Source organism: Ruegeria sp. HKCCD7296 (assembly GCF_013110775.1).
Taxonomy (GTDB): domain Bacteria; phylum Pseudomonadota; class Alphaproteobacteria; order Rhodobacterales; family Rhodobacteraceae; genus Ruegeria.
The window spans coordinates 132,590-156,235 of record NZ_WVRF01000004.1 but is presented as its reverse complement, the minus strand read 5'-3'; the positions used below and the strand labels follow the sequence as shown (position 1 = coordinate 156,235).

Here is a 23,646-nt window from a genome sequence, read left to right as displayed (position 1 = left end):
CTCTGTCCTTTCAGGGTCAGCCAGTTGCTGAATTCAACTCGCGCAAAACGTCGCTCAGACCAGTTTTCCACTCCGGTCTACCAATTCCAAACACAACGTTCAGGCGATCACAGTTCAAACGAGAATTCAGTGGTCTTGGGGCTGGGGTAGGGTAGTCCGTCGAGGGGATGTCTTCGATCTGAGTTGTCAGGCCTGACTGCACAATGATTTCGCGTGCGAAGTCCGCCCAGCTGGCATAAGGAGCGCCGGCAAAATGAAATAGCCCGCCTTCAGTGCCTGCTTTGCTTTTCGCCATAACAAGAAGAGCATCGGCAATGTCAGCCGCGGGTGTTGGTCCGCCGATCTGGTCAGCAACAATTGTCAATCTGTCGCGGGTTTCGGCAAGTCTGAGGATGGTTTTGACAAAATTATTCCCATGGGCCGAAAACACCCAACTTGTTCGCAGAATGGCGTGCCATCCTCCCGCTTGAGCGATCTGGCGTTCTCCGTCCAACTTGGTTTTGCCGTAAGCGCCTAAAGGTGCTGTAGGGTGATCGGTTGTCCAAGGGGTTGTGCCAGATCCGCCGAATACGTAATCCGTTGAGATATGCAGAAAGGGCAGGCTCCGTGCCTTGGCTGCGCGCGCCATTGCTCCGGGCGAGTCTGCGTTAATAAGTTGCGCAAGATCGAGGTCTTCTTCGGCCTTATCCACTGCTGTGTATGCCGCCGCATTGATAATGACGTCGGCATCAGTACCTCGGATAGCGTCCGCACATTGCGAAGGATTGGACAAATCCGCCCCTGCACGACCTAAAGCCTCAACCTTGACATCATGGTGTTGTGCACGGCGGCGCAGTTCGGTCGCCACCTGACCACTATGGCCAAAAACCAGTGCTTTCATCGACCGGTCCCCAATCGCTCGCCTACACCACTGCGTGCCTGTAAGGCCTGCAACCAGTCTGTGTTATCCAAATACCACTGAACAGTTTGTTCAAGCCCGGTTTCAGGAGTGTATGACGGGCGCCAGTTCAGTTCCTCGCGGATACGGGTCGGGTCGATGGCATAACGGCGATCGTGACCCGGGCGATCCGTGACAAACGTGATTAGATCACTGTAGGGCGCAGAGCCCGGTTTCAGCCGATCCAGGATTTTGCACAGCATCCTAACGAGGTCGAGATTGGTCATCTCGTTTTCACCGCCGATATTGTAGCTGCGACCAAGTTCGCCTTTGTCCAGCACCAACAGCAGTGCTTCGGCGTGATCTTCGACATGCAGCCAGTCGCGAATGTTGTCGCCTTTACCGTAAATCGGGATTGGTTGCCCGGACAGGGCATTCAGGATCACCACGGGGATCAGCTTTTCCGGAAATTGGTAGGGCCCGTAATTGTTAGAGCAATTCGTCAAAACAACAGGCAGGCCATAGGTTTCCCGCCAGGCGCGTACAAGGTGATCCGACCCCGCTTTTGACGCGGAATAGGGCGAATTTGGTTGATATGGGCTGTCTTCGGTGAAAAAACCTCTCGCCCCCAGAGACCCAAAGACCTCATCCGTTGAAATATGGTGGAACCTGAAACCTTCCGGCCGGCCTGCGTTTTGCCAATAGGCGCGCGCGGCTTCCAGCAAGACGTAAGTACCTGTAATATTTGTGTCGATAAAGGCAGCTGGCCCATCGATTGAACGGTCCACATGGCTTTCTGCAGCCAGATGCATGATTGTATCGGGCTGGTGCTTGTCCAGGATAGCGGACATTGCCGCGGCATCGCGGATATCTGCATGTTCAAAAGCATAAGCCGGTGATTGGGCAACCGAAGCAACATTATCCAGGCAGGCAGCATAGGTCAGCGCATCAACATTCACGACGGAATGTCCGTCTACAATAGCGCGTCGAATAACGGCAGAGCCAATAAACCCAGCCCCACCAGTGACAAGAATTTTCATCGAGCAGCCTCAAAAACAAAAGGGGATTCCAAATCACGAAGACAAGGCGCAATCTTGTCTTTCTCGGACAGCTGGGGGGCTGAGTTACTGCTTGGCCAGTCAATTCCGATTTCAGGGTCATCCCAAAGGACCGCACCTTCTTTCTCCGGTGCATAGGTGTCGGAACATTTGTAGACGATCTCGGTATCCGGCTCCAAGGTCACGAAGCCATGTGCAAAACCTGCGGGGACCAACAACATCCGCCCGTTTTCAAAACTCAACTCTTCTCCGACCCAGTGGCCAAATGTTGGTGACCCATTGCGAATATCCACGGCCACATCAAAAAGCCTGCCACGCCCGCACCGCACAAGTTTCGCCTGTGCACGGGGAGGGGCCTGAAAATGCAGTCCGCGCACAGTGTTCACCGCGCTTGAGAGCGAGTGATTGTCCTGAACAAACTGCGTGTTTACTCCCGCAGCGGCAAAGCTTTCTGCATTATAGGTTTCTTCGAAGAACCCTCGATGATCGCCAAAACGTCTCGGGGTAATTAACTTCACGTCCGGAATGGAAAGCGCGATTATTTCCATCTTTTTAATTTCTTCTCTTTAGTCGGCCTTTATGTCTCAGAAGCTATGTCACATGTGGTCTGGATTCGCCACATCCCATGTTCGAAAGGAGGCAATTTATTAGGGTCAGGAATCATTTCGGTAACCAGAATATGACGGCGACGGTGATGCAAATGGCTGACAGGAACAGGTCTCCGCATCTGTCGTAGCGTGTCGCGATGCGCCGCCAATCCTTTAACCTGGCAAAGGGGTTCTCGATCCTGTGGCGCTTGCGATAGAGCCGCTTGTTGTATGTCGAAGGCTTGGTGCGCTTGGCTCTTGACGGGATGCAAACGCGCATCCCCAAATCCTTCAACGCGGCCCGAAACCAGTCTCCGTCGTAACCCTTGTCCCCCAGAAGCCGCTTTGCCTTTGGCAGATGGGCCAAAAGGACGACAGCCCCTTTTGCATCACTCATTTGGCCGGGCGACAGAAAGGAGGTTAACGGGCGGCCTCGCCCATCTGACACCATGTGTAGTTTTGAATTCAGGCCGCCCTAGGTGCGCCCGATGGCTCGGGGTTTGATCCCCCTTTTGAGAGACTTACCGAGGTGCGGTGCGCCTTGAGATGAGTGCTATCGATCATGATTGTGTCGCCGTCACTGTCTGGCTGAGCCAAATCACTGAAGTTATGAGCGAAAACACCTATGCGAGACCACCTGACAAAGCGGTTTTAGAGGGTTTTGTGGGGGCCATAGATTGGCGGTGCATCCCGCCACTGCAATCCGTTGCGCAGGACATAGATGATACCGCTCAGAACGCGCCTGTCATCCACCTTCGGTTTGCCACGTGATTTAGGAAAGTGTGGCCGAAGTCGCTCCATTTTCGCTTCGCTCAGCCAGAAGTAATCGCTCATGCCGCCCTCGTCTTTAGGACGCGTGAATCACGTGGCGCTGAGGCATTCCAGCAGGTTTATGGGTCCTGACCCTAGAGGTTTAGCTTGGCATGTAGATTATTATACCGCTTTTTGATCACTTTGAAACGATTACCTGGGGCAGCGCAAAGAAGCTATCGGGTGCGAGTGCGGCAACCCATCACCGGATTATCATGTCATCTTTGTGTTCTTTGATCGGAGCCCTCACCATACATCATGATGTAGCTCAAAACAATAACACACAAAAGACCATAGACGACCCTTTACATAACCGTTCGTCTAAGATTTACCCTTTCATGCGGCCATATCTCATAGGCTCTCAACATCATGTCTCGACTTGTATTCAATCCTAATGGCAAGCCACGCGGTTGGGTTCGAACATTGCTATTTGTCGGCAGGACTGCACGCCCCTTTGCGAGGCGCGTGGTCTTTCACAAGTCCGGAAAGCCTCGTGCACGCTTTGCCCCATTTATCGAGGGAGCCTTCGACCACAGTCCGAGCCAAGGATCGTCTTTGACAAGCGATGCGGACTATCAAGTCCTCCATGCTTCGCCGTTCCCAGAGAAGGCACGTTTGTTGATTTTTGTTGCGTATGCCGCCGGGGGTCGCCTTTCAGATCTCCATCGTTATCAGGTCGATAGCTATCGGGCGGCTGGTTTCTCTGTCGTCCTCGTCGCAAACTGTGTCGGGGTTTTCAAATGCACCGAGGAAGATTTGGAGCGTTTTGTGTGCATCCTGTCTCGGCCCAATCGTGGTTTTGATTTTGCTGCATGGTCCTGCGCTGTTCGATTCATCGGTGGTTTGAACCATTGCAAAGAGGTTAGCTTCACCAACGACTCTATCATCCCCACGTCGCAAGAGGCATTGCGCAGTATGTTAGTGAGACACGACCGGAGGTCTGACGATGTACTGTTTCTGACGCGCAACAACGAGTTGCGTCCGCACTACCAAAGCTACTATTTCACGTTCAGAAATAGAGCGATGGAAGGTCCCGCGTTCGACCTACTTGCAGACATGACTGAATACGATTCGAAATGGGATTTGATCAACCAAACCGAAATACACCTGTCCGACCGTTTGAAATCGCTTGGACTGACGGTCGGTGCATTGTTCGACCACAAAGACCTACTAAATGACCCGGCCAATGTCACGATTCACAGGTTTGTGGAACTAGTCGAACGTGGTTTTCCGTTTGTAAAGGCGACCTTGACAACTGAAGGCGGCGTCGACCTCGACGATCCTCGCCTAAAGTGCGTACTTACCCCGCAAGTGGTACATCTCTTAGGAAAACACATCAAGTGTCGCGGGGAGGCTACCTACGAAGACTTACCGATGCGAAACGTCCCGCCTGCTCATACGTCAGATCATCACGGCCTAATCGACTCTGATGGCATTCAGGTGTCGTGGAATCACTCACCTAGCTCTTGTGGGCATCTTGTTGTGCCATTGGCACGCGAGTGTGGAACAACCCCCTTTTCAACACTTTCTCAGACACGCATCCTTGCAATCGCTCACTGCTACTATGTCGAAGTCGCAGAGAAATTGCTTAGGCGATTAAAGCCTTTGGGTGTGGATGCTCGCATTGTGCTTACGACCGATACTCTGCAAAAAGCAAAGAAGCTAAACGATTTTGCGGACCGTGAAGGCATAAAAGTCATCGTCGAGGTTCATGAGAATCGCGGTCGCGATGTGATGCCTTTTCTGGCCGCCCTTGCGCGGCATCACGCCAACGCTGACGCCGTCCTGCACTTACATACAAAAAAATCGCTCCATGATAGTGAGCTTTGCGACTGGGGAGATTACTTGTTTGAAAGCCTAGTGGGTTCTGCCGAGATTATATCGTCGAACCTTGATATCCTGCAGCAAGAGGGCGTTGGCATCGTTCATCCCGCGCACACAAATACCATTAAAGGTCGGCTGAATTGGGGATACAATTTTCAATCTGCACAAGAGCTGATGGCAAAACTCGGCATTCTCATAACAGCGGATCAAATCCTTGACTTTCCGGCAGGTATGATGTTTTGGGCTAGGCCGGAGGTACTGCGTCCGCTTTTGAATTTCGACCTATCCACAAAAGACTTTCCGGAAGAGGCAGGTCAGGAAGACGGTACATTGGCCCACGCAATCGAGCGATCGCTCACCTTTTTGGCCGAAAGCCTTGGTTACTCCAGTGTATCGGTCGTGGCAGAAAGTAAAACAGATCAAGCTTCCGGTGTCGCCATGTCGGTGCGTCCGTCAGAGCTCGCTGTAACTCTTAGGCGAATGTCCAAACGTATCCTACAGAGCAGGCGGCGGGCGACCAAGTACTATGATGTAGCGCAGCAAGTGTACCCTGTTGCGACCGCATCCGATCCTACTGATCGACCGAGACTCAACGTGATAATCCCATCACTGAAGCCCGATCAAACTTGTGGCGAAATTTCGACGGCACTGAAGGTCGCAATGCAGGTCTTCTGGGAAATGGGCGACGCAGATATACGCTTCGTAGTCACCTCGACCGACGTCGACAGAGCATCGCTCGCGACAGCCAGCGAATTGGTCGGTCGTCCAGTTCTAAAAGCACGGGCAGGCGATATCAACTCCGGAGCGAGCGTGATCTCTTCAAGCGATGATCGCTATGATGCGATGAGACTGCGAAAAAACGACTATTTCTTCGTGACTGCTTGGTGGACCGCCGATCTCGCTTTTCGCTTGATGGCCGATCAGCATGAAATATACGGGACCCAGAACCGACTAATTTATCTGATACAAGACTATGAGCCGGGATTTTACCAATGGGGAGAGGCGTTCGCCAGCGCAGAAGCGACCTATGGTCGGGCAAAAGAAACTATAGCGATCATCAACTCTGAAGAACTGGCGAATTTCATGACTGAGAAGTATCGTTTTTCATCGGTTTCTCGCCTACCGTGCGAGATTAACCCAGAAATCGCGTCTAGCCTAAAGCCGACCCCCAAAGGAAAAACGATTTTCGCATATGGGAGGCCTGGAACGCCGCGAAACTGCTTCGGAACGCTCGTGGAAGGGCTTAGAATTTGGCAGACGCGCGATCCGGGCAAGAATTGTACTTGGCGGATCGTCTTCGCAGGCGAGGCTTTTTCTGAGGTAATGATCGACGAATTGGAAAATGCTTCTTGTGCAGGCAAACTGACCCTTGCTGATTACGCGGCTCTGCTGAGCGAGGCAAGCGTCGGAATATCGTTAATGCTTAGTCCACATCCGAGTTATCCGCCTCTCGAGCTTGCTATGGCCGGAGCGCTTGCTATCACAAACGATTACGATCATAAGAACATGTCGGAGCGCAGCCCAAACATTATAAGTATGCCATATGTCTCGCCTGATCGCATTGCAGACGAACTCGAACGCGCGACAGAGATCGCCCAGATTGGCAATTCCTTTCAACTTTCTGAAATCACCTGTCCCGCATCTAGTATTCCTGCGTTCGACCCAGCGGAAGTAGCGCGTGCTCTGCTCTCGACCAGTTGAAACTAGCCACGGCCAGGAGGCCATCGTCAGCACGGAGTCCGCTGGCCAGCACGGCACGTCTTGCCCCGAGTTTCCACAAATGGATAACCCGGTCAGCCCCATGGCCCGGCGCCGGGAAACGCTCGATACCGTTCTGGTCGAGCGCGACCACACTATTGCCGACTTGGACGCCACCCTGGCACGACTGCAGCATGATCACGCGGCTATGTCCCAGAGAAACGCGGCGTTGGAGGCAGAGCAAAAGCTGCGCAAGGTTGAGATCTTCAAGCTGCGCAAGAAGCTGGCGCAGGCCCGGGTTCATGTCCCGCGCACCGCGAAAGAGTATGTTGCACACAAGGTGCTTTCGGCCCTGATGCTGTCACCGCTGCCCCTGGGATCCCGGACCCGCGACCGCTTTGCCCGCAGCGTGGCAAAACGCGATTCAAGGCGCTCGCTCGACTGTTTGCTGGGCTGACGGACAACACCACGCCCCGCCATGGGGCGCGAAAATCTGCTGACGGATCATTCCGTGCTTGCGTGCTTCGGACACCGTCTTGAGAGACATGTCTTACGATGCCGGGGCTTCCAAGGCGGCAAGGATGCATTCGGTATTGCGGTCCCAGCCATACCGGGCTGTCACCGCTTCGGCGGTATGCATAGCGTTTTGGGCAAAGGCTTTGGTCTCACGCACCCGGGCGATACCTGACCTGAGCGCCTGGTACCAATCGCCATTGTCGATCACCATGCCTTGCTCCAGCCCGTGGATGGCCCGTTTGAACGTATAGCTGCGTGACGCAATGGTGTAGCTGCCGACAATGGCCGCCTCGAAGAACTTCAGCTCACTTTTGCAATTGGTGAAATCATTGAGCTGGAGGGGGGCGATGTTGATGTCGACCTCGGCAATCTTGACTTGGAGATTCAGCCAGTCCTGCAGGTCGATCTTGTCGACGCGGTCTCCGAACCGGGCCAGCCGCTCGTGCCCGCTCATGAAGCCAACGATCCGCACCGCAACACTGTCGTCTTCGTCCATCAACTGGATCAGCGCATCCAGCGCCGCCTGGAAATCCCGGTTGTGTGTCGGAGAGCCGCTGAAATAGCCGATCATGACACGCTTGCCGGGGTCGAAGCCGCGCGTGGCCTTAGCGGCCAGCAGGCGCGCCGAAACCTCTTGCTGACGCTTGTTCAGGAAGTTCGGAATGATCGACACCGGCCCCTGGCACGTCGCGGCCAGCTTTTCGGCTAGGAACGGGTTCGTGGCGATCCCGCCGTCGCATTGCTGCGCTACCGCTTGGATGCGGCCAACATAAGCATACCAGTCATTGAGGTGCGCCTCCCAATCGAAGGGCTGGTCGTTGTTGACCGATACAAGCTGCGCATAGCGCAGGTCGAACACCAGATCATCGCAGTCCATCAGGACGCGGACCCCGTGCGCCCGTGCTGCCGAGATTAGGTCCGACACCGACCGCGAGATCTTCGTCCGGGTCAGAACCAAGGTGGTAAGCTGTGGCAGAATCTGCCGCAGCGACGCGATCTCGGATACCGCAAACCAACTTGCTCTGATCCCGCTGTCAGGCGATGCGCGCAGCGCCTCAATGACGTTGAACACCCGATAGCGAAAGGTGCTCGTATCGGGCGTGTCGTACACGTAGGCGACGCGCTGCGCTGTTCCAGACAGCACCTCAGCCAGCCGCACGGGCAGCGTTTCGACTTCCCACGGTGTGCGAAAAAAGACGGGCTCGGGCAGGAGATCCTTGTACATGTTAGCCTTCTGCGTCGCTGAGCTCTGCCAGGCGGTCGATCACCGGCGCAAGGGCCGCGGTCCAATCGCGGTTGATGTGATCGCCATCGAGGTTGCGCGCCACGGCATCGGGGTCGTCCGCCAGGGCCATCAGGCGCTCCATGCCATCCAGTAGCGAATCCATGTCCAGGTCCGCCGTCACGATGTTGTTGGAATACATCTCGAGCCCGGTCTTGAGGCCGAACCGGTTGCTCAGGACCGGGATGCCCATCGCCGCTAGGTCGAGCGGAGGATACGAGGGGTGCGGCGTATACATCAGGCTCAACCCGGCATCCATGTCCTGCTGAAAGCGCATGTAGTCCTGCCACGGCATCGGATCGTGATAGACTGCGGACAGCCCGTTATCGAACAGCAGGTGTTCCAGGTCGCGCCCGACCAGGTGGACCTCCCACTGTACCGGGTCGATCACGCCACGCAGCGCCGCCTGGTTGAGCAGGGCCATGCCGGTGGCATACAGGTTGCGGGAGTTGTTCGGCCGCGCATAGAAGAACAGCTTGCGCTTCTCATCGCTCGCACGCTCGGGCCGGGGCGCCCGGGGATAGTGAAAAGCCGGTTCGAAGGCCATCGACCGCGTTTCCAGACCGGGAACGGCATCATCTCCAGTCGTCAGATGCCGGTGCAACAGACCGGAGTTGAGCACAACAAAACCAAAGGGTTCAGCCAGTGTTTGGCTACACATCAAGTGGTCGTCGCTCAAGGGGTAGAACATGCGTTCGTCTTCCTGAAGCAGGTAGACGATACGGTCGGCGGGAACACTGTTGAGCAGGCAGCGCGCGCTCCACCACGAGGTGGCCAAGAACAGGTCACGATCGCTCACGGCAATCTCGGCCGCTCCGACATGAGGGGTATGGAGATCAGGGGCATGGAGATACTCGACCGCACCGGAAAACTGAAGGTCGTTGACCGCCAGCACGCCGGACAGCGCCGTAGTCACTGGGGTTTCGGTCCGGGTGACGATGCGCAGATCGGATTCCGTGCGTTCGGCCCATTGCGCGGCCAGGATCAGGCCCGTGGCCACGCCGCCGAACAGGCTAGTGGGGCCGACGCTGTCGGTCACGAGGGTGATCCGACGCGGCGGCGGGTTACTCGTTTCGGGAAACATCGTAAGCGGGCGCAGCGACTGCCACCGGTCATCCAACCAGTTCTGGACAGTTTTATTCTCGACGGAATAAAACCAGACAGCATGCTGTGGCCGCACCTTACCGTTCTTCTTCAAAACCACCCGTCGAAAGGTTGAGCGCGGGTTCCCACTTTGGTCTATTAGGAGCCTGCGCAACCAAGGTCGTGGATGACCATTCTTTCGAAAACCAAGACGTCTCAAGGATATTCTCATGATATATTCTAAACATGAACGGCTTTATCTGCTGAGCCGGTGATGTCAAGTTCTATTGGACTGGCAACGCCGATCGAATCAACGCCAGTAGTATTCGTGTTCTGACTCCAAAAAACTGTGCCACTATATTGCCCGCGCGAGGGAAAGTTGGCATGGCGAGGAAGCGACATTTCGACGAAGACATCTTGAAGCTGCTGTGTGAGATCGAGCTGAAGCTCAATGCGGGCGAAGACGTGGCTTCGGCGTGCCGCGGTGTCGGGATCAGCGATGCGAGGTATTACAGCTGGCGGAAGCGTTTCGGCGGGATCGGACGCGCTCAGTTGTCGGAGATGAAGAGCTTGGAGAAAAAGAACGCGCGGCTAAAGAAGATCGTCGCCGAGCTCGAACCGGACAAACTCATTGTCAAGGAGAGCGTGAACTATCTAAAGCACAGGGCCTGACCACAGAGGATCTCCGTCAGGCCGTCATTCACACACGCCAGAAACTCGCCACGTCCGAGGGGCCGACGGGCCGGGTGATTGGTCTCGCGCGGAGCTCGCTGCAATACCGGCCGACACCGAGAGATGACGATGCGCTGCGATAGCCATATCGGCCGTACTGCTTGGCCACCTGGATCATAGCCGGCACCAATCATCGCAATCTTCATGTTAGACCCTTGCTATTCGACACGGTCGCTAGGTGATTTGTGTTAAGGGGAGGCCAGCCTCTCTTTGGTATATACATCGAACAAGGAGCCCAAAACAAACGAGTACGCACAACTCTCGACTGGCGGTGTCCGTAGCGGTGCCCCGCACGACGGCCGCAAAAGTTCAAATCCGCTAAGCTGTTGGAGTTATTGGTCGGAGTGAGAGGATTCGAACCTCCGACCCCTGCCTCCCGAAGACAGTGCACGGGCGGCTGTTTGTCTGACGCTGACTACACTGCACGTCTTCTTTGCACTCACTTCACTGAGCAAGAACGTCCATTTTGTCAATGACTTGAGTGTTGCACGCCGTACAATGAAGTGCAAGACGCGACGTGTTCAGCAGTGCACGTGCATGTACGGCAAACACACGATTTGATCGGCCAAATAAGGTCAGAAGTGTTACGCACTGCAGCGGTAAAACCGGAGCACGTGTGAACGATCCCTACTAGACTTCAGAAACACTCCCCCGCCCTAAACCAAAACCCCGTTCCCTGTGCGGCGGCCCTGCTGCGGTAATGTCGAACGTCCCTCAGCATAGCCCTTTGATTACCCAACCTATCCAACTTTTATCTTGAGTTCAGTTTTTAGGAGTATTTCCAAACGAGACCCGGGCCCCCTCCTCTTAGGCAAACTCCCGAATTAGGTTGCCGCGGTTGGATAGGTCGGATCCCGACTTAGGACGTCACGTCCGAGCGTCGTTCTGATTTAGGTCTCCAACATAGTTCCGATTGACCTACAAGACATAAAGCCATACAACGGGTTCGGTTTGTGACATTGCTCTGCTGCCGGTGGAGTGGGTTTATTAATTTGGACGTTCGAATGGAGAATAAGTTGAGCAAAAAGTCGAATCTTCTGCTCATAGGCCCCGGATTGATAGGTAGGAAACACGCTGAAATCATTCAACAAAATCCGGGCGCTCGTCTCGCTGCCATCGTTGCCCCAGACCGCGGCCAGAACCGCACGTTTGCCGATAGCTGCGGAGTTGAATTCTTTTCCGAATTGGATCAAGCCTTTGAAGGCGGTGGGATTGATGCCGCAATAGTTAGCTCGCCTAACGCGTGGCATTTCGAACAAGCGATGGCCTGCATCGATCGGCACATTCCGGTTCTCGTTGAGAAGCCGATCACAGATGATCTCGCGTCTGCTCGCAAGCTAGAACAGGCCGCCGAGCAGAAGGGTGTCCCTGTGCTTGTCGGTCACCACAGGACGCACAGCTCTCTTCTCGCGCCGGTAGAAGAATTCTTGAACTCGCCCAGCTTTGGCCAGCTAGTCTGCGTAAGCGGAACCGCACTGTTTTACAAACCTGAAGATTACTTTCTCGAAGGCGAATGGCGCACTCGTCCTGGCGGTGGGCCGGTCCTGATCAATCTCATCCACGAGATCGGGATGATGCGCCATTTCTGTGGTGAGATCGTCTCTGTGTTCGCCTTGTCTAGCAACGCAGTTCGAGGATTCGATGTGGAAGACACGGTAGCGCTCACATTCGCGTTTGAGGGTGGCGCGATCGGCTCTTTCTTACTTTCTGACACGGCGGCCAGCTCAAAGAGCTGGGAAATGACGAGCGGGGAAAACCCAGCTTATCCGAATTATGCAGACGAGAGCTGTTATCACTTCGCCGGCACAATGGGCTCGATCGACTTCCCGAGCATGCATGTACGAAGCTACCTTGGGAGTGCAGGAGCTTCTTGGTGGCTTCCATTTCAAGAGAACAAACTGGAGGTGACGCGTAGCGATCCGCTGGAAAGCCAGTTTGCGCATTTCCTGCAAGTAATTAGGGGTGAGACCCAGCCAAGGGTATCGGCTCGAGACGGTTACAAGAATGTCCTGGTCATCGAGGCGATCAAGATGTCGCTGGAAAGTCAGCACAATGTTCTAATCGAAAACCTTGAAAGCCAATTGGTATACGGATAAATTTCGTGAAAGTATTGCTTCTCGACTCCTCTTTTGCCGCAGGTCCGATCTATGACTATCTCCTTTCTGAAAACCACGAGGTTTGGACCATTGGAAATCGCGCCGGGGATCTCTTAGCAAAGCGCGCGGGGAAGCGTTGGATTGAAGAGGACTATAGTAATCTGGCAGCGGTACAGCATCACGTAGAGCGGATAGGTATCGAACGTGTCGTTCCCGGCTGTACCGACTTGTCGATTGCCATTTGTTCCGAACTTCCCATTTGCAATGGACGCGTGGATTCCGCTCAAACCGTTCGGTTACTTAGCAACAAGGCAATGTTTCGTGAACTTTGTCGAGAATACGATCTACCCGCACCCCGTGCGATCACGCCCGGTGAAAGACCTACGGACGGAAAGTGGATCTGCAAGCCGGCCGACTCCTTCAGCGGCCGTGGTATCTCGGTCATTTCCGGTGCGGATCAAGCTTCGTTCGATGAGGCCGTTCAATGCGCCAGCCGCGCCAGCCCCACTGGGAAATATCTTGTCGAGGAGTTCGTGAAAGGCCAGCTATACAGTTGCACCGGATTCGTGCAAAACCGCCGCCTCGTCGATCCGCATTACGTAATCGAAGGTTCGAGTGTGAACCCTTTTGCGGTAGACACTAGCTATGTTTGCCACGATGTTCCGGTGGAAGCGCGGCAGTGCCTGGAGTCGGGGTTGTCCAAGCTCTGTTCAGCTATCGGTTTGTTGGACGGACTTTTGCACACCCAGTTCATCCTCGATGGCGATCGCGCTTACATTATCGAGTGCTCGCGACGTTGCCCTGGAGACCTTTATTCATTGCTAATAGAGATGAGCACTGGTTCGCGGTTCGCCGCCCATTATGCGAGCTACTTTGTCGGCGGCGATCGAGTATCGGACGGCTGTCGGAAAAGGCATGTGCTTCGGCATACGGTCACCGGGGGAGACCACGGCATTTTTGGTGGTATCCGGGCGCTTGAACCTTTTCCACTCGTTGGATACTACCCGTTACAAAGAGTAGGGGAAGAGGTACAACCCAAACAGGCAAGCCGTTGCGGAGTTGCCTTCTTTGAAACTTCTTCAGAAGAGGAGCTCTCATCCTTATACCAAAGGCTCCTTGACAGGAACATTTATGACGTACTTTGAGGCTTTCCGGAATCAAACTATTTCCCTCATTCGAAGGGGAATGTGTGCACTCTGGTTCTGGTTAGGCACGGCCTCGTAAAGGCTATCGCGGATGTTCAACGCAGTCTTGCTGGTCAATTTTTCGCCAACTGAGCACTTCCGAACAAGGCGCCGCCGAAATGAAGAGCGCATCGGTTTCGGGCTCGTTGCTTGGAACACACAAAGCCACTCGCTAGAAGTGAACGTTTGCGCTGTCGGAAAGCCTACTTTAGTAAGGAAAAACTTGTCGGGGAAAACATCGACAGCACTTGAAACGCCGCAGAGTCGGTATAGAGACACTGCTTTGTTTTTTAATACGAGGCAATGATTGAGGTGAACAATGCGCGACCCACTTTATGTCACTCGGCCTATGCTTCCCGACAGGAACGACTTGAAGGCAATGATCGACGACATCTGGGCGTCAGGTGTAGTGACAAATGGGGGGCCTGTTCATGGGCTGTTAGAGGAGAACATGGCCAATTACCTAGGAGTGCCGACAGCAATGCTGTTTGGCAACGGGACCATCGGGCTTCTTGCGGCTTTGAAGTTACTCCACCTTCCCCCGGGTAGCGAAGTTATAACGTCACCATTGACTTTCGCGGCAACCGCGCATTCGATCCATTGGAACGGGCTCCGCGCGGTTTTCGCCGATGTATCTCCTGAAACGCTGACCCTTGATCCACGGTCAGTAGAGTGCGCGATTACCAGTAATACCTCAGCTATTCTCGGCATCCATGTTTACGGCACTGCCTGCGATGTAGACGCACTACAAGAGATTGCCAACGCACATGAGCTCAAACTGGTTTATGATGCCGCTCACGCATTCGGAACAGAAATCAAGGGCCGTCCGATCGCCATGTTCGGGGACGCGTCCGTCTTCTCCTTTCATGCGACCAAGCTGTTCACCACGCTTGAAGGAGGACTTGTCGCGACGCCGAAACCCGAGGATCAGCAACGCCTTTACTACCTCAGGAACTTTGGAATACTCAACGAAGAGGAAGTTGTGGATATTGGCATCAACGGAAAGATGAACGAGGTTCAGGCTGCCGTGGGTCTCCTTAACCTTCCCCATGTCGACGAGGAACGAAGCAAACGCCGCAAGCTTCGTGCTTTTTATGACGAACAGCTCTCCGCATTGCCGGGACTACGAACCCAAGTGCGCCAAGAAGGTGTGACGTGCTCTGAGCAATATTACCCATTGGTCATAGAGGAATCTCTATTCGGTTGCTCGCGAGACGATATCTATGAGAAGTTGAAGTCCCGCAATATTTTCGCCCGAAAGTACTTCCACCCGATCTGCACAGACTTTGCGCCGTACAGAGGTTTCCCAATTATTTCCGCTCAGGATCGACCGTATGTCGAAACCGTGAAATCTCAAGTACTGTGTCTGCCGTTTTTCGGTGCAATTTCCGAGGTCGACGCGGAAGAGATTTGTTCGATCATAGTGGGGATGTGCAAGGGCAACCGCGCCATTCGGGCGATCTGAACCAATACACGACAGATCCGGCGTTCCGATACCTTCATCTCGTTTCGGACTATGTTAATGCAGGCGCGCCAGCGGGCAGGGCCAATAAGTTTCACAGGGCGGCCTCCTTCAGGTTAAGCTTATCGATTGCTAGGTCGGAGTCTCCCTTCCGAAGCCGTTCGCTCTTCTTCTGAAGCCGTTTGAGCTCTTTGAGTAGGTCAGTTCCCATCCCGCCGGCGCCGATACTAAAAAAGCGTTAAATTTTTCAATAAGATGCTGTCAACATCTTTATCCGGAAACCCTCGAATTTCGAGCTATTTACAGTTTGATACTTTGACTCCAGCTTTCGGTGTATAGCGGTTGCAACTCGAACTCCCGCTTTATTAGCATCTCAATCCGCCGCAGGTAATCGTCGCGCGAATACAGACCATCATAAACTGTCATCATCTTGTCGTTGGCAAGTTGGTAGAGTTCCGGATCCTCGTCCATTTTGCGGATGCGATCGACGATACTCTGGACCATCTCTTCCTCCGACTGAAAGATGTTATAAAAGTCCCTCAAACGCTCTGACGGAAAGAACTCGTCATTATAAACGGCGAACGCAACGCCGCCCTGATAAATGGGTTGTGCAAGATAGCCATCGAAACCTTCACCAAACGTTACTGAGTAACGGCACTTGGAAGCCAAGTCCATGAACGCATCGAAGGTGATCCCTTCGATCTTCAACATTTCGTAGTCGGGCAAGCCAGCGGCAAGAACGTCAAGTACTTTCTGCTTCCAAGGGGCTTCATCCGGAGAGTAGATTATAAGCTTTTCCTTCTCGTGCCGTGGCACGGCTTCATAATTGCTCAGATCAGTGTAGGCCGGTAGCAAAAGCATTGGTGTTCCATAATGATCCGCAAATGACTGCCCAAAATATGCGTGGTGTGCGACCGACTGGGTCAATTGATCGCTGAGTGCGCGTAAATCCTCGTACTCGCTTGGCTCTGGCATGATATCCGTTTTCTGGTTTAATATATTAATAAAAAGATTATCTCGCGCCTCGAGATACTCGAGCGTTTCGTCATTCAAACTATCTACAAATTCAGAAGCTGCGTATTCTGGAATATTTATGTAAACGGTCTTTGCGTTTTTACACCGTACAATCTGCTCAAATCGGAAAACGTCCTCCGAGTTCCTAAAGTTCCTTTGGCGAAGGTAAGTTTCGCCCATCTTGTTGGGACGCGTCATCAAGACAATTTCGAAATTATGCCTATGGCGGAGCTTGTATGCAGCGTTTGCAATAGAGAAGAATGAAAATATCCCACCACTCATCTCGTTATGCTCCGGGATAAGAATTACAAGAATCCTCTCCGCGTCTTCGAGGCTTTGTTTGAAAGTACTATCCTGAACCTTGTATTTTGCCTTTAAAATTGGCAAACTTGGCATGAACATGGTACTGTCTGGTAGTTCCCGTCCTTCCTGACGCCCAAACGCTATATAATGTTCAAACGGGTTGACGCCAGCCAACGCAACGTCGGGGTAGCATTTATAATACGCTTGGCAGTCAAACCAAGCATTGGGGTTACGGCCCTCTCTCCAGCCGATCGTCAAAAAATGGAGGAAAGGGTCTTCAGCCATCACATCGAGGCCTTCATTGTGTTCCACATAGTAGTTTTCATCGAACTCGTACCGCATCTTTTTGTGAGTTTCCGCCAGGAGTAGAGCGTCGATGTCGCAATCATCAGGTAAGGGATGGTTGTCTTTGTAATTTAGAATAGCAGATGAAAGGATTTTGGTGTTTCTCTTATTAGCAGATCGAATGAACTTTTCACGCCTTTGAGGTGAAATGAAAGGGAGGTGGGAAAAGACATTTGTAAGGATGAACTTAAAGTGGTTCAGCATCGGTGCATTCATATATTGCGAAGCATAGAGCAGCGCGTCATCTTGGCTAATCTTATCCGGGCGGGATGCAAATTTCATTGAAGTGCCACCTTTTTGGCCTGCCAAAGCTTTGGTCATTTGTTTCTCAATATTTGTCACTGCGTTGTCGCCTATCTTTAGTCGCCATGTAACAAACGAACAAGGTTTGACTTGAGTCTGGCCTCTGCCGGACCACCCGATGGGGGCACGCCACTGCCAATTTGGTTCAGGATGGATTAATGTTCGTCGCGCGGCGTGTTTCATGGCACAGACGCCGGAGCGGCAACATGAGCGATTTCTTCTGGCTTATCGACGCGCAAACGCCGCGTCTGAAACCGTTATTTCCGAAGTCTTAAGGAAAGCCTCGGGCGGACGACAAGCATGTTCTTAATGGAATGATATTCATCAATCGTAAAGGCTTAAGTCGGCATGATGCTTCGCTTGGAAATGAGGAGCACTGACGGCTCGAAACAAAAGGAATCAGTGTTCTCTGAGGTTGCTTTCGCCTCAACCAAAAAAATCCTCGCAATAGCCAGAACGCATTTGCGATGCTTGCCGGGCGCCTCTAATTGGACTGTTTGCGACCTATCCTCACCGACATAGCGCGAGAAACGTACTTCCAGGGATATCGAATTGCATGATCTCTTTCAGCAATCGCATGATCTCTTTCAGCAATCGCATGATCTCTTTCAGCAATCGCATGATCTCTTTCAGCAATTGCATGATCTCTTTCAGCAATCGCATGATCCCTTTCGGAAACTACTCGCTCCTTTTCAACAAAGGCCGCGACCATTTTCCGCCTCAGATCTTTCAGCTCAGCAACCTCTTTCATCAATATTTCTACAAGACCCTTATCGCACAGCGCCTCGAGCTCTCGCTCAGACACAGGCGCGTAAGGCTCCCGATCAGAGCTGTAGACCTTTGGAAATGGGTTTTGCAAGAGCGGACGGCCTTCGAGGTAATCGCGAGATATGCGTTCTTCGATGTGCGCACAATCATCCACGATCTTGCGGATCGATGCGTCGTCCATTGTTGCAATCACCGCCCGGTCGTCGCCCGTTTCGGTTTGGTTATAAACGTTTTCTACGAGTCTCAAGCTGTATCGCGCCCGGTTAGGGGTATCTTTCACATACTCCCAAACATACGTGGACACGTCACAGAATTTCCTTGACCTGCTTTTATTGGCCTAGGTATTCCTCAGCCGTGGTACCTGCTCTGGATCCATCCCAATGACATCAAAAAGATCCAACACCACATTCCCGCCAACCAATTGGTCTTTCTCGAATGGCCTATAGACAATTCGGAAACCTTTTCTCCGCATGTCATCCGTTGAATCAAGGAATTTACGAAAATTTGCGTTATATCTTTTTGTGAACTCTTCCAGGCCCAAATCTATCTGCAAGGGGCCATCTACTTCGTTGCCCAATCCGTTCGTCATGGCATTATAGGGTTCCGCATTCTCTGCGGCCCAGGACGCGACAAGATCGGCTGGGTTGCGAACATAGGTCACGATGACTTTTTCGAAACCTTCGAAGACTGAATCCAGCATGACATGCGGCTTTCCCCAAAGCGCTTCTTCAGATATCACGAGGTTTTCCGCGCCCGCAGACTCTAGAGCATCTCTCGCTGCAGCGCGGTCGAAGTCCTCTTGAAACAGGAAATCGGCATTTGCGAAACGAGGAAGGTCGAGTCTCGGCTCCGAAACCGCAGGATACGCCACACCACATGCGAGCAAATTGTCGCGGTTCTCCCACAATACTCTTTGTACCGACGTCGACCCGGTTTTGACCGTCCCAACATGAAAAAATAAAGTCTTGCTTGTCACGGCATGAACCCCCGGGAACTCGAAGTTTTTTAACACTTTCGAAAATGAATGGAAGGCTTGCAAGGCGACTGTGCTGACATTTTTTGGTGCCAACATCCAGCACTGACCCGGTTGGCTCCAACTGGTTTGAACGCCAGTAGCGTCTGCCAAGCAAAGGCGCTCGAGTAGTACGGTTCGGTTGCCGCCACAGCAAGCGTTTCGCCGCAAGACTCTCAAACGCAGATAAAGGATGCACGTGCTTCTATGTGGGCCGACCGTGCGTTGCTCGTATGAGTACCAGCGTCAATAGGCATCGCGCCCGAAAACACAAAAGCGGCGCTCGGCTACTGCAACGGATGCTCCCGTGATAATCTTGGATGCAACTCAAAGTCCTTGAGCGCAAGCTTCGTGATCTGGTGCAGGTATTCTTCCTTGTTTTAGAGCTCTGTATACTCTGCTTCGCGCGCGAGGCTTCCCATCCCACCATATTGCTTGCGCCAGCGGTAATAGGTCTGCTCGGTGATGCCAACCTCACGGATCGCGTCCACGCGCTGCATCCCCCACCTGACCGACAAGCACATAAACTTGCCGCAACATCTGAACTATTTCCTCGGGCTTGTGCCGTTTGTTCGCCATTCTCTGTCCTCCGTTTCTCAAACATAACGGTGGACCAGTTCTGAGGAGGCATTCCACTCCCACTTGAGTGGCCGCTTTGAACGTTAGTGTATGACGGTCTATTGAGATGATGGTTTCTGGGACAGGTAACTTGTAAACACGGTTGGCCAGACGAGACAGTAACCGATTTCGGTTACAATCGCCCAATTCGTTGCGCGAATTACACACCCCATATGTCGGGCGATTGCAAAACCGGCCTAATTTTGTGTAGTTGCCCGTATACGACTACTGGCCTCCGGTGGTTAACTGTTGAAAACTGAGTTGGGGCACACTGCTCCAAGGCGTTGGTTCAAAAGAGAGCAACCATGATGCAAACAACTTCTGTGGCAGAACGTGAACCTACGCTCGTGGTCCACTTTGGCATCGAAAAGACTGGGTCGACCAGCATTCAGCGCTTTCTATACCACAATCGGTCAAGTCTTGAAGAGAAAGGAGCGCGCTTCGCTTCAACACACTATGCGCGGGACAATCACATCAACGATGTGAACCACCACATTCTTCGGCACAAGTGGCCCGGCTGGCTAAACCCAGAAACTTTCCCGATCACACCCGACTCGGCTTGGGACTACCTCTCCGAAGAGGTCAACAGTTTCAATGGAACGACGATCATCAGTTCCGAGCGGTTTCCCGATCTCTTTGGTGAGGACAATGGCGCCGATGTGGTTGACTTCATCAAGCGGCGAGTAGCGCCTGCACGCGTGCATTTCGTGGGTTTTGTAAGACGGCAAGATAACCTTGCGGAGTCGCACTTTAAGGAGCGTGCGAAGGGGAATGATTTAACTGGTACGCTTGAGGAGTATCTCGCGCGTCCCCCGGCCTTCTTCGATTTCAATGCGATGCTCGAGCGGATTGCTGGCGTTGTGGGACGCGATTCTTTGACTGTTCGGTTGTACGATCCGGCGTTGTTTTCTGCGGGAAGCGTAGTGCCAACGTTCCTCCAAGCTCTCGGGCTTGGTGAAATTTCGGGCCAGGACGCGGACAAAGTTAGGGAAAACTTGTCCCTCAATTCGCTGGCTGTTCGAGTGTTCGCCGACGCGCGCCTAATTGCTTACCACCGGCATCCTGAGTTCAATTTTGTCGTTCGCGAGGTGCTTGATTCGACAAGATTTTCGCGATTTGAAAAGGTACGCCTGGTTTCGCCAGCGCAACGTTTGAAAATTATGAATTCGTACCGAACGTCGAACGAAGCGCTTGCAGACAATTATCTTTCCAACGAAGAGGCTGCGCGACTTCTGGCACCTGTACAAACCGAAGCAGAGTGGTTGGACCTATGTTCGCCAGCATTAACGCTGAACGATACGGTCGAACTTCTGGTGGCTTTACTTGGCCGAACCGAAAGCGCCATCGCCGCGGCCAGAAGCGCGGAAGCCGAGAGAGAAAGCGCCATCGCCGCGGCCAGAAGCGCGGAAGCCGAGAGAGAAAGCGCCATCGCCGCGGCCAGAAGCGCGGAAGCCGAGAGAGAAAGCGCCATCGCCGCGGCCAGAAGCGCGGAAGCCGAGAGAGAAAGCGCCATCGCCGCGACCAGAAGCGCGGAGGCCGAGAGAGAGCGACTTCTGCGCAGCGGCTATGCTTATTTGAAAGCCGTCTTTCGGCACCGACAGAGGGGAAGATGATCAAAAAAACAGTGCCAAGTCGGATAACACGGAGATATTGGACAAAACCCGCGGCGGTCAATATCGAAGCTCCACCGAGTTCCGATAACTTAATTGTCTAATCCAAGCGGCGAGGTTACATGTGGTGTGGCGCCGTACAATATAGCACTGGCAGTCTCGCAAACCCGCCACTTAATGCTGAACGGAAATTGACGTTACCTCACTGAGCTAGTCTCCACTAGTAAGATGCTTTGCCTGAGAATGTCTAATGCAACGCTTAGATGAAATATGTTGAGAGTGTCTGGCAGGACGCGGCACAAATGGAGTACTTAGATGGAAAGTGACGCGCGCACACCACCAATCATGGAGAGAAATTCCCAGCCTCGGTTGCCCCGGACGGTTTGGATCTACTGGCACCAAGGTTGGAAAGATGTGCCTAGAATCGTCAACAGTTGCCGGAAGAGTTGGGAGGTTCGAAACACTCACTGGGATGTCCGCTGCATCAGTTCCGAGAGCCTCAACGAGTTGATTGAGTTGCCATCGTTCTACTCGAGAATACAAGGGCTAACGCTCGCCAGTTTCTCTGACATCGTTCGCCTTAGGCTTTTGGAAAAAAACGGCGGTGTCTGGGCAGATGCAACCAGTTGGTGCGCGCGCTCACTGGATGACTGGATTGACGACGCCACGGTGCAATCGGGTTTTTTCGCTTATGCGAAGCCTGCCAAAACACGCCCAATGGCAAGTTGGTTTCTCGCGTCAGAACCGAACAATTTGCTGGTTTCAAAGTTGCGGTTGGCCGTGGACAGACTTTGGTCAGAATACGTCTACGGAATGGGCGAAGCTGCGCTGATAAAACTGTTTAGCGAAGACGTTAAAGATTGGCGCAAATTGCTACAGCCTCAACAAAACCACAGGTCATTGACAACGTTATTCAATAAGCTGGGCTTGTCGCTCCGCCGGTTGCCACAGGACGTAGGAAAAAACCTGACCGATCATCCAAGTAGTGCCTATTACTTTTGGCTGCATCAGACATTTCGGGCGCTGATTGAGATCGATCCTGAGTTTGAGCGCAGTTGGGCCAATACGCCGGAGATCGGTGCGACCAATGCGCTCGCGATCCAAAGGGCTGGGTTTGGTTCACCAATCTCAGAAGAAGTACAAGACCACATAAACGCAGGTCGAAGCAGTGTTTACAAGCTTGATCGACGCGGGACGCTCGACGAAGATTTATCTCATACTGTTTTAGGCTATCTGTTCTCGACCATCGAGAATACTCGTTCTACTTGATTTGTATTATTAGATAGATGTGCTGGGCCTGAAAAGAACTTTACTCCAAGAAGAACCGATTGGAGACTCCGAGGAATTGAAATTGCGCTATCCGCACTCATCGATTGTGAGGCCATTCAAGTCGGACTATTGCGGAAAGCTAGGGATTAAAGGGCGCCCGAAATTGTGCACGCGCGACGGCAGAGGAGTATGACATGATATCGCACAAACACCACTGTCTATATATCCATGTTCCTAAGACAGCCGGCAAAAGCCTGCTCTCACTCTTTGGCCTTCCTCTTCTGGGAATTGACTACGATGGTTCTAAACCTTGGCTTGAGGATCCCTACGGTCACACATCTATTGAGACCTACTCAAACAAACCTTGGTTCCATGATTTTTTCAGGTTTGCTTTCGTAAGGCACCCGTTCGACCGATTGGTTTCCGCATTTTTCTTCCTGAACGCGGGTGGTTTGAACCAGCATGACCGACGCTTTAGAGACGAACATTTAGCAACTTACTCTGGTGATTTCCGCCATTTCGTTCTCGATGGGCTGTCCGAAGTAGCAACTCATGTGCACTTTCGCCCGCAGGTGACGTGGCTTACTGACCGGGATGGATCGCGCCCTCTTAATTTCATTGGCCGTTTTGAGAATTTTGAGGAAGATCTCGGTCGCGTTGCCGATCAATTGGGAATTGCAATGAACCCTGCCGTTCACCTTAACCCGTCGAAACGGGGTCGATGGCAGTCATACTTCGATGAAGATGTCGCGCGAGTTGCCAGTTCGGTTTACTTTGAGGACTTTCGGGCGTTCGGTTACCGAACCGAGTGATACTCGCATTGAATTGCTTTACAGCAAGGGAATATTCGCCTGCAGTAGTTGCTACCAGTCGGCCTATCAGTCTCAGCTGAAAAGGCAGTGAGATCCAGCGGTAAGGCCTGGAGATCGTACGCGAGACAAGATAGACTTCTTTTTCTCGCATCGAATAATTCGAAACTTGGAAAACAAGCTGTGATGTGGAGCTTTCACTATTGGCTGGTACTATGCGCCCTGACAGAAGCATCCAAAAGTCCAATTCGTGCCAGGCATTTTCCGGCCGTTTCGTCCGCTGAGCGGCCGCTGACTTTTGCTGGAGCCAATGACGGCTGCGGACTAGAGCCGAACTTGAAACAGTGCGCAGCGAACGACTGCCGAGAGCCCAAAATGCGTGATGC

Annotated in this window: 17 protein-coding genes, 1 tRNA gene and 4 pseudogenes; 10 read left to right on the top strand and 12 right to left on the bottom strand. The window is 52.9% G+C overall.

Annotated elements, in window-relative coordinates; translation table 11 throughout:
- Nucleotides 1–16: 16 nt before the first annotated feature.
- From rfbD to GS632_RS07915, 4 genes and pseudogenes are all read right to left on the bottom strand, one after another.
- Nucleotides 17–880 (bottom strand): dTDP-4-dehydrorhamnose reductase, encoded by an 864-nt coding sequence (gene rfbD, locus GS632_RS07930; RefSeq protein WP_245223156.1) that lies wholly within the window; start codon nt 878–880, stop codon nt 17–19.
- Nucleotides 877–1,917: a dTDP-glucose 4,6-dehydratase gene (gene rfbB / locus GS632_RS07925; protein ID WP_171238075.1), complete on the bottom strand. Its 1,041-nt coding sequence runs from the start codon at nt 1,915–1,917 to the stop codon at nt 877–879. Before rfbB ends, rfbD begins: the two co-directional genes overlap by 4 nt.
- Nucleotides 1,914–2,483 (bottom strand): dTDP-4-dehydrorhamnose 3,5-epimerase, encoded by a 570-nt coding sequence (gene rfbC, locus GS632_RS07920; protein WP_171238076.1) that lies wholly within the window; start codon nt 2,481–2,483, stop codon nt 1,914–1,916. Before rfbC ends, rfbB begins: the two co-directional genes overlap by 4 nt.
- A 112-nt stretch (nt 2,484–2,595) precedes the next feature.
- Nucleotides 2,596–3,356 (bottom strand): annotated as a pseudogene (locus GS632_RS07915) (IS5 family transposase).
- Nucleotides 3,357–3,887: 531 nt separating this feature from the next.
- On the opposite strand from GS632_RS07915, the gene GS632_RS07910 reads away from it, so the two are divergent.
- Together GS632_RS07910 and GS632_RS07905 are read left to right on the top strand one after the other, a co-directional pair.
- Complete coding sequence (locus GS632_RS07910) at nt 3,888–6,857, top strand: rhamnan synthesis F family protein (protein ID WP_171721307.1); 2,970 nt, start codon at nt 3,888–3,890, stop codon at nt 6,855–6,857.
- Nucleotides 6,858–6,936: 79 nt separating this feature from the next.
- The gene (locus GS632_RS07905; protein WP_171721308.1) at nt 6,937–7,311 is read left to right on the top strand and encodes a hypothetical protein; all 375 of its coding nucleotides are present in this window, start codon (nt 6,937–6,939) and stop codon (nt 7,309–7,311) included.
- A 93-nt stretch (nt 7,312–7,404) separates the two neighbouring features.
- On the opposite strand, the gene GS632_RS07900 is transcribed toward GS632_RS07905, so the two are convergent.
- Together GS632_RS07900 and GS632_RS07895 are read right to left on the bottom strand one after the other, a co-directional pair.
- Nucleotides 7,405–8,595 (bottom strand): glycosyltransferase family 1 protein, encoded by a 1,191-nt coding sequence (locus GS632_RS07900; protein WP_171238079.1) that lies wholly within the window; start codon nt 8,593–8,595, stop codon nt 7,405–7,407.
- A gap of 1 nt (nt 8,596) precedes the next feature.
- Nucleotides 8,597–9,850 (bottom strand): hypothetical protein, encoded by a 1,254-nt coding sequence (locus GS632_RS07895; protein WP_171238080.1) that lies wholly within the window; start codon nt 9,848–9,850, stop codon nt 8,597–8,599.
- Nucleotides 9,851–10,119: 269 nt separating this feature from the next.
- Between GS632_RS07895 and GS632_RS07890 the strand changes: the two genes are divergently transcribed.
- Nucleotides 10,120–10,407: a transposase gene (locus GS632_RS07890; protein WP_171238081.1), complete on the top strand. Its 288-nt coding sequence runs from the start codon at nt 10,120–10,122 to the stop codon at nt 10,405–10,407.
- A 396-nt stretch (nt 10,408–10,803) separates the two neighbouring features.
- Here the strand turns inward: GS632_RS07890 and GS632_RS07885 are convergent.
- Nucleotides 10,804–10,894: transfer RNA gene (locus GS632_RS07885), tRNA-Pro, on the bottom strand.
- Nucleotides 10,895–11,471: 577 nt separating this feature from the next.
- On the opposite strand from GS632_RS07885, the gene GS632_RS07880 reads away from it, so the two are divergent.
- From GS632_RS07880 to GS632_RS07870, 3 genes are all read left to right on the top strand, one after another.
- Complete coding sequence (locus GS632_RS07880) at nt 11,472–12,563, top strand: Gfo/Idh/MocA family protein (protein WP_171238082.1); 1,092 nt, start codon at nt 11,472–11,474, stop codon at nt 12,561–12,563.
- Nucleotides 12,564–12,568: 5 nt separating this feature from the next.
- On the top strand, nt 12,569–13,708 hold the full coding sequence (locus GS632_RS07875) for an acetyl-CoA carboxylase biotin carboxylase subunit family protein (RefSeq protein WP_171238083.1): 1,140 nt from the start codon (nt 12,569–12,571) through the stop codon (nt 13,706–13,708).
- 358 nt (nt 13,709–14,066) lie between these two features.
- A complete protein-coding gene (locus GS632_RS07870; RefSeq protein ID WP_171238084.1) occupies nt 14,067–15,212 on the top strand; it encodes a DegT/DnrJ/EryC1/StrS family aminotransferase in 1,146 nt (381 codons plus the stop codon).
- Here the strand turns inward: GS632_RS07870 and GS632_RS22110 are convergent.
- Nucleotides 15,209–15,426: pseudogene (locus GS632_RS22110) on the bottom strand (IS3 family transposase); the annotation flags it as partial. The gene GS632_RS07870 and the pseudogene GS632_RS22110 sit on opposite strands and share 4 nt — an antisense overlap.
- Nucleotides 15,427–15,509: 83 nt before the next feature.
- Nucleotides 15,510–17,192, bottom strand: coding sequence for a hypothetical protein (locus GS632_RS07865; RefSeq protein WP_171238085.1), 1,683 nt, complete (start codon nt 17,190–17,192; stop codon nt 15,510–15,512).
- 188 nt (nt 17,193–17,380) lie between these two features.
- Between GS632_RS07865 and GS632_RS07860 the strand changes: the two are divergent.
- A pseudogene (locus GS632_RS07860) lies at nt 17,381–17,530 on the top strand (IS5/IS1182 family transposase); the annotation flags it as partial.
- A 128-nt stretch (nt 17,531–17,658) separates the two neighbouring features.
- Here the strand turns inward: GS632_RS07860 and GS632_RS07855 are convergent.
- The 3 genes and pseudogenes from GS632_RS07855 to GS632_RS07845 all read right to left on the bottom strand — a co-directional run.
- The gene (locus GS632_RS07855; protein ID WP_171721309.1) at nt 17,659–18,246 is read right to left on the bottom strand and encodes a hypothetical protein; all 588 of its coding nucleotides are present in this window, start codon (nt 18,244–18,246) and stop codon (nt 17,659–17,661) included.
- A 33-nt stretch (nt 18,247–18,279) separates the two neighbouring features.
- Nucleotides 18,280–19,014, bottom strand: a complete 735-nt coding sequence (locus tag GS632_RS07850; protein ID WP_171721310.1) for a hypothetical protein — start codon at nt 19,012–19,014, stop codon at nt 18,280–18,282.
- A gap of 353 nt (nt 19,015–19,367) precedes the next feature.
- Nucleotides 19,368–19,533: pseudogene (locus tag GS632_RS07845) on the bottom strand (transposase); the annotation flags it as partial.
- Between the two features lie 344 nt (nt 19,534–19,877).
- Between GS632_RS07845 and GS632_RS07840 the strand changes: the two are divergent.
- The 3 genes from GS632_RS07840 (at nt 19,878) to GS632_RS07830 (ending at nt 23,263) form a co-directional block, all read left to right on the top strand.
- Nucleotides 19,878–21,185: a hypothetical protein gene (locus GS632_RS07840; RefSeq protein ID WP_171728246.1), complete on the top strand. Its 1,308-nt coding sequence runs from the start codon at nt 19,878–19,880 to the stop codon at nt 21,183–21,185.
- A gap of 312 nt (nt 21,186–21,497) precedes the next feature.
- On the top strand, nt 21,498–22,451 hold the full coding sequence (locus GS632_RS07835; RefSeq protein WP_171721312.1) for a capsular polysaccharide synthesis protein: 954 nt from the start codon (nt 21,498–21,500) through the stop codon (nt 22,449–22,451).
- A 194-nt stretch (nt 22,452–22,645) separates the two neighbouring features.
- The gene (locus GS632_RS07830; protein ID WP_171721313.1) at nt 22,646–23,263 is read left to right on the top strand and encodes a sulfotransferase family 2 domain-containing protein; all 618 of its coding nucleotides are present in this window, start codon (nt 22,646–22,648) and stop codon (nt 23,261–23,263) included.
- Nucleotides 23,264–23,646 lie beyond the last annotated feature (383 nt).

Coding starts and splice junctions, on each gene's coding strand:
- GS632_RS07840 (WP_171728246.1), top strand. CDS start 19,878: ATGATGCAAACAACTTCTGTGGCAGAACGTGAACCTACGCTCGTGGTC.
- GS632_RS07905 (WP_171721308.1), top strand. CDS start 6,937: ATGGATAACCCGGTCAGCCCCATGGCCCGGCGCCGGGAAACGCTCGAT.
- rfbD (WP_245223156.1), bottom strand. CDS start 880: ATGAAAGCACTGGTTTTTGGCCATAGTGGTCAGGTGGCGACCGAACTG.
- GS632_RS07830 (WP_171721313.1), top strand. CDS start 22,646: ATGATATCGCACAAACACCACTGTCTATATATCCATGTTCCTAAGACA.
- rfbC (WP_171238076.1), bottom strand. CDS start 2,483: ATGGAAATAATCGCGCTTTCCATTCCGGACGTGAAGTTAATTACCCCG.
- GS632_RS07850 (WP_171721310.1), bottom strand. CDS start 19,014: ATGTTGGCACCAAAAAATGTCAGCACAGTCGCCTTGCAAGCCTTCCAT.
- GS632_RS07880 (WP_171238082.1), top strand. CDS start 11,472: ATGGAGAATAAGTTGAGCAAAAAGTCGAATCTTCTGCTCATAGGCCCC.
- GS632_RS07865 (WP_171238085.1), bottom strand. CDS start 17,192: ATGACCAAAGCTTTGGCAGGCCAAAAAGGTGGCACTTCAATGAAATTT.
- GS632_RS07900 (WP_171238079.1), bottom strand. CDS start 8,595: ATGTACAAGGATCTCCTGCCCGAGCCCGTCTTTTTTCGCACACCGTGG.
- rfbB (WP_171238075.1), bottom strand. CDS start 1,917: ATGAAAATTCTTGTCACTGGTGGGGCTGGGTTTATTGGCTCTGCCGTT.
- GS632_RS07835 (WP_171721312.1), top strand. CDS start 21,498: ATGGAAAGTGACGCGCGCACACCACCAATCATGGAGAGAAATTCCCAG.
- GS632_RS07890 (WP_171238081.1), top strand. CDS start 10,120: ATGGCGAGGAAGCGACATTTCGACGAAGACATCTTGAAGCTGCTGTGT.
- GS632_RS07870 (WP_171238084.1), top strand. CDS start 14,067: ATGCGCGACCCACTTTATGTCACTCGGCCTATGCTTCCCGACAGGAAC.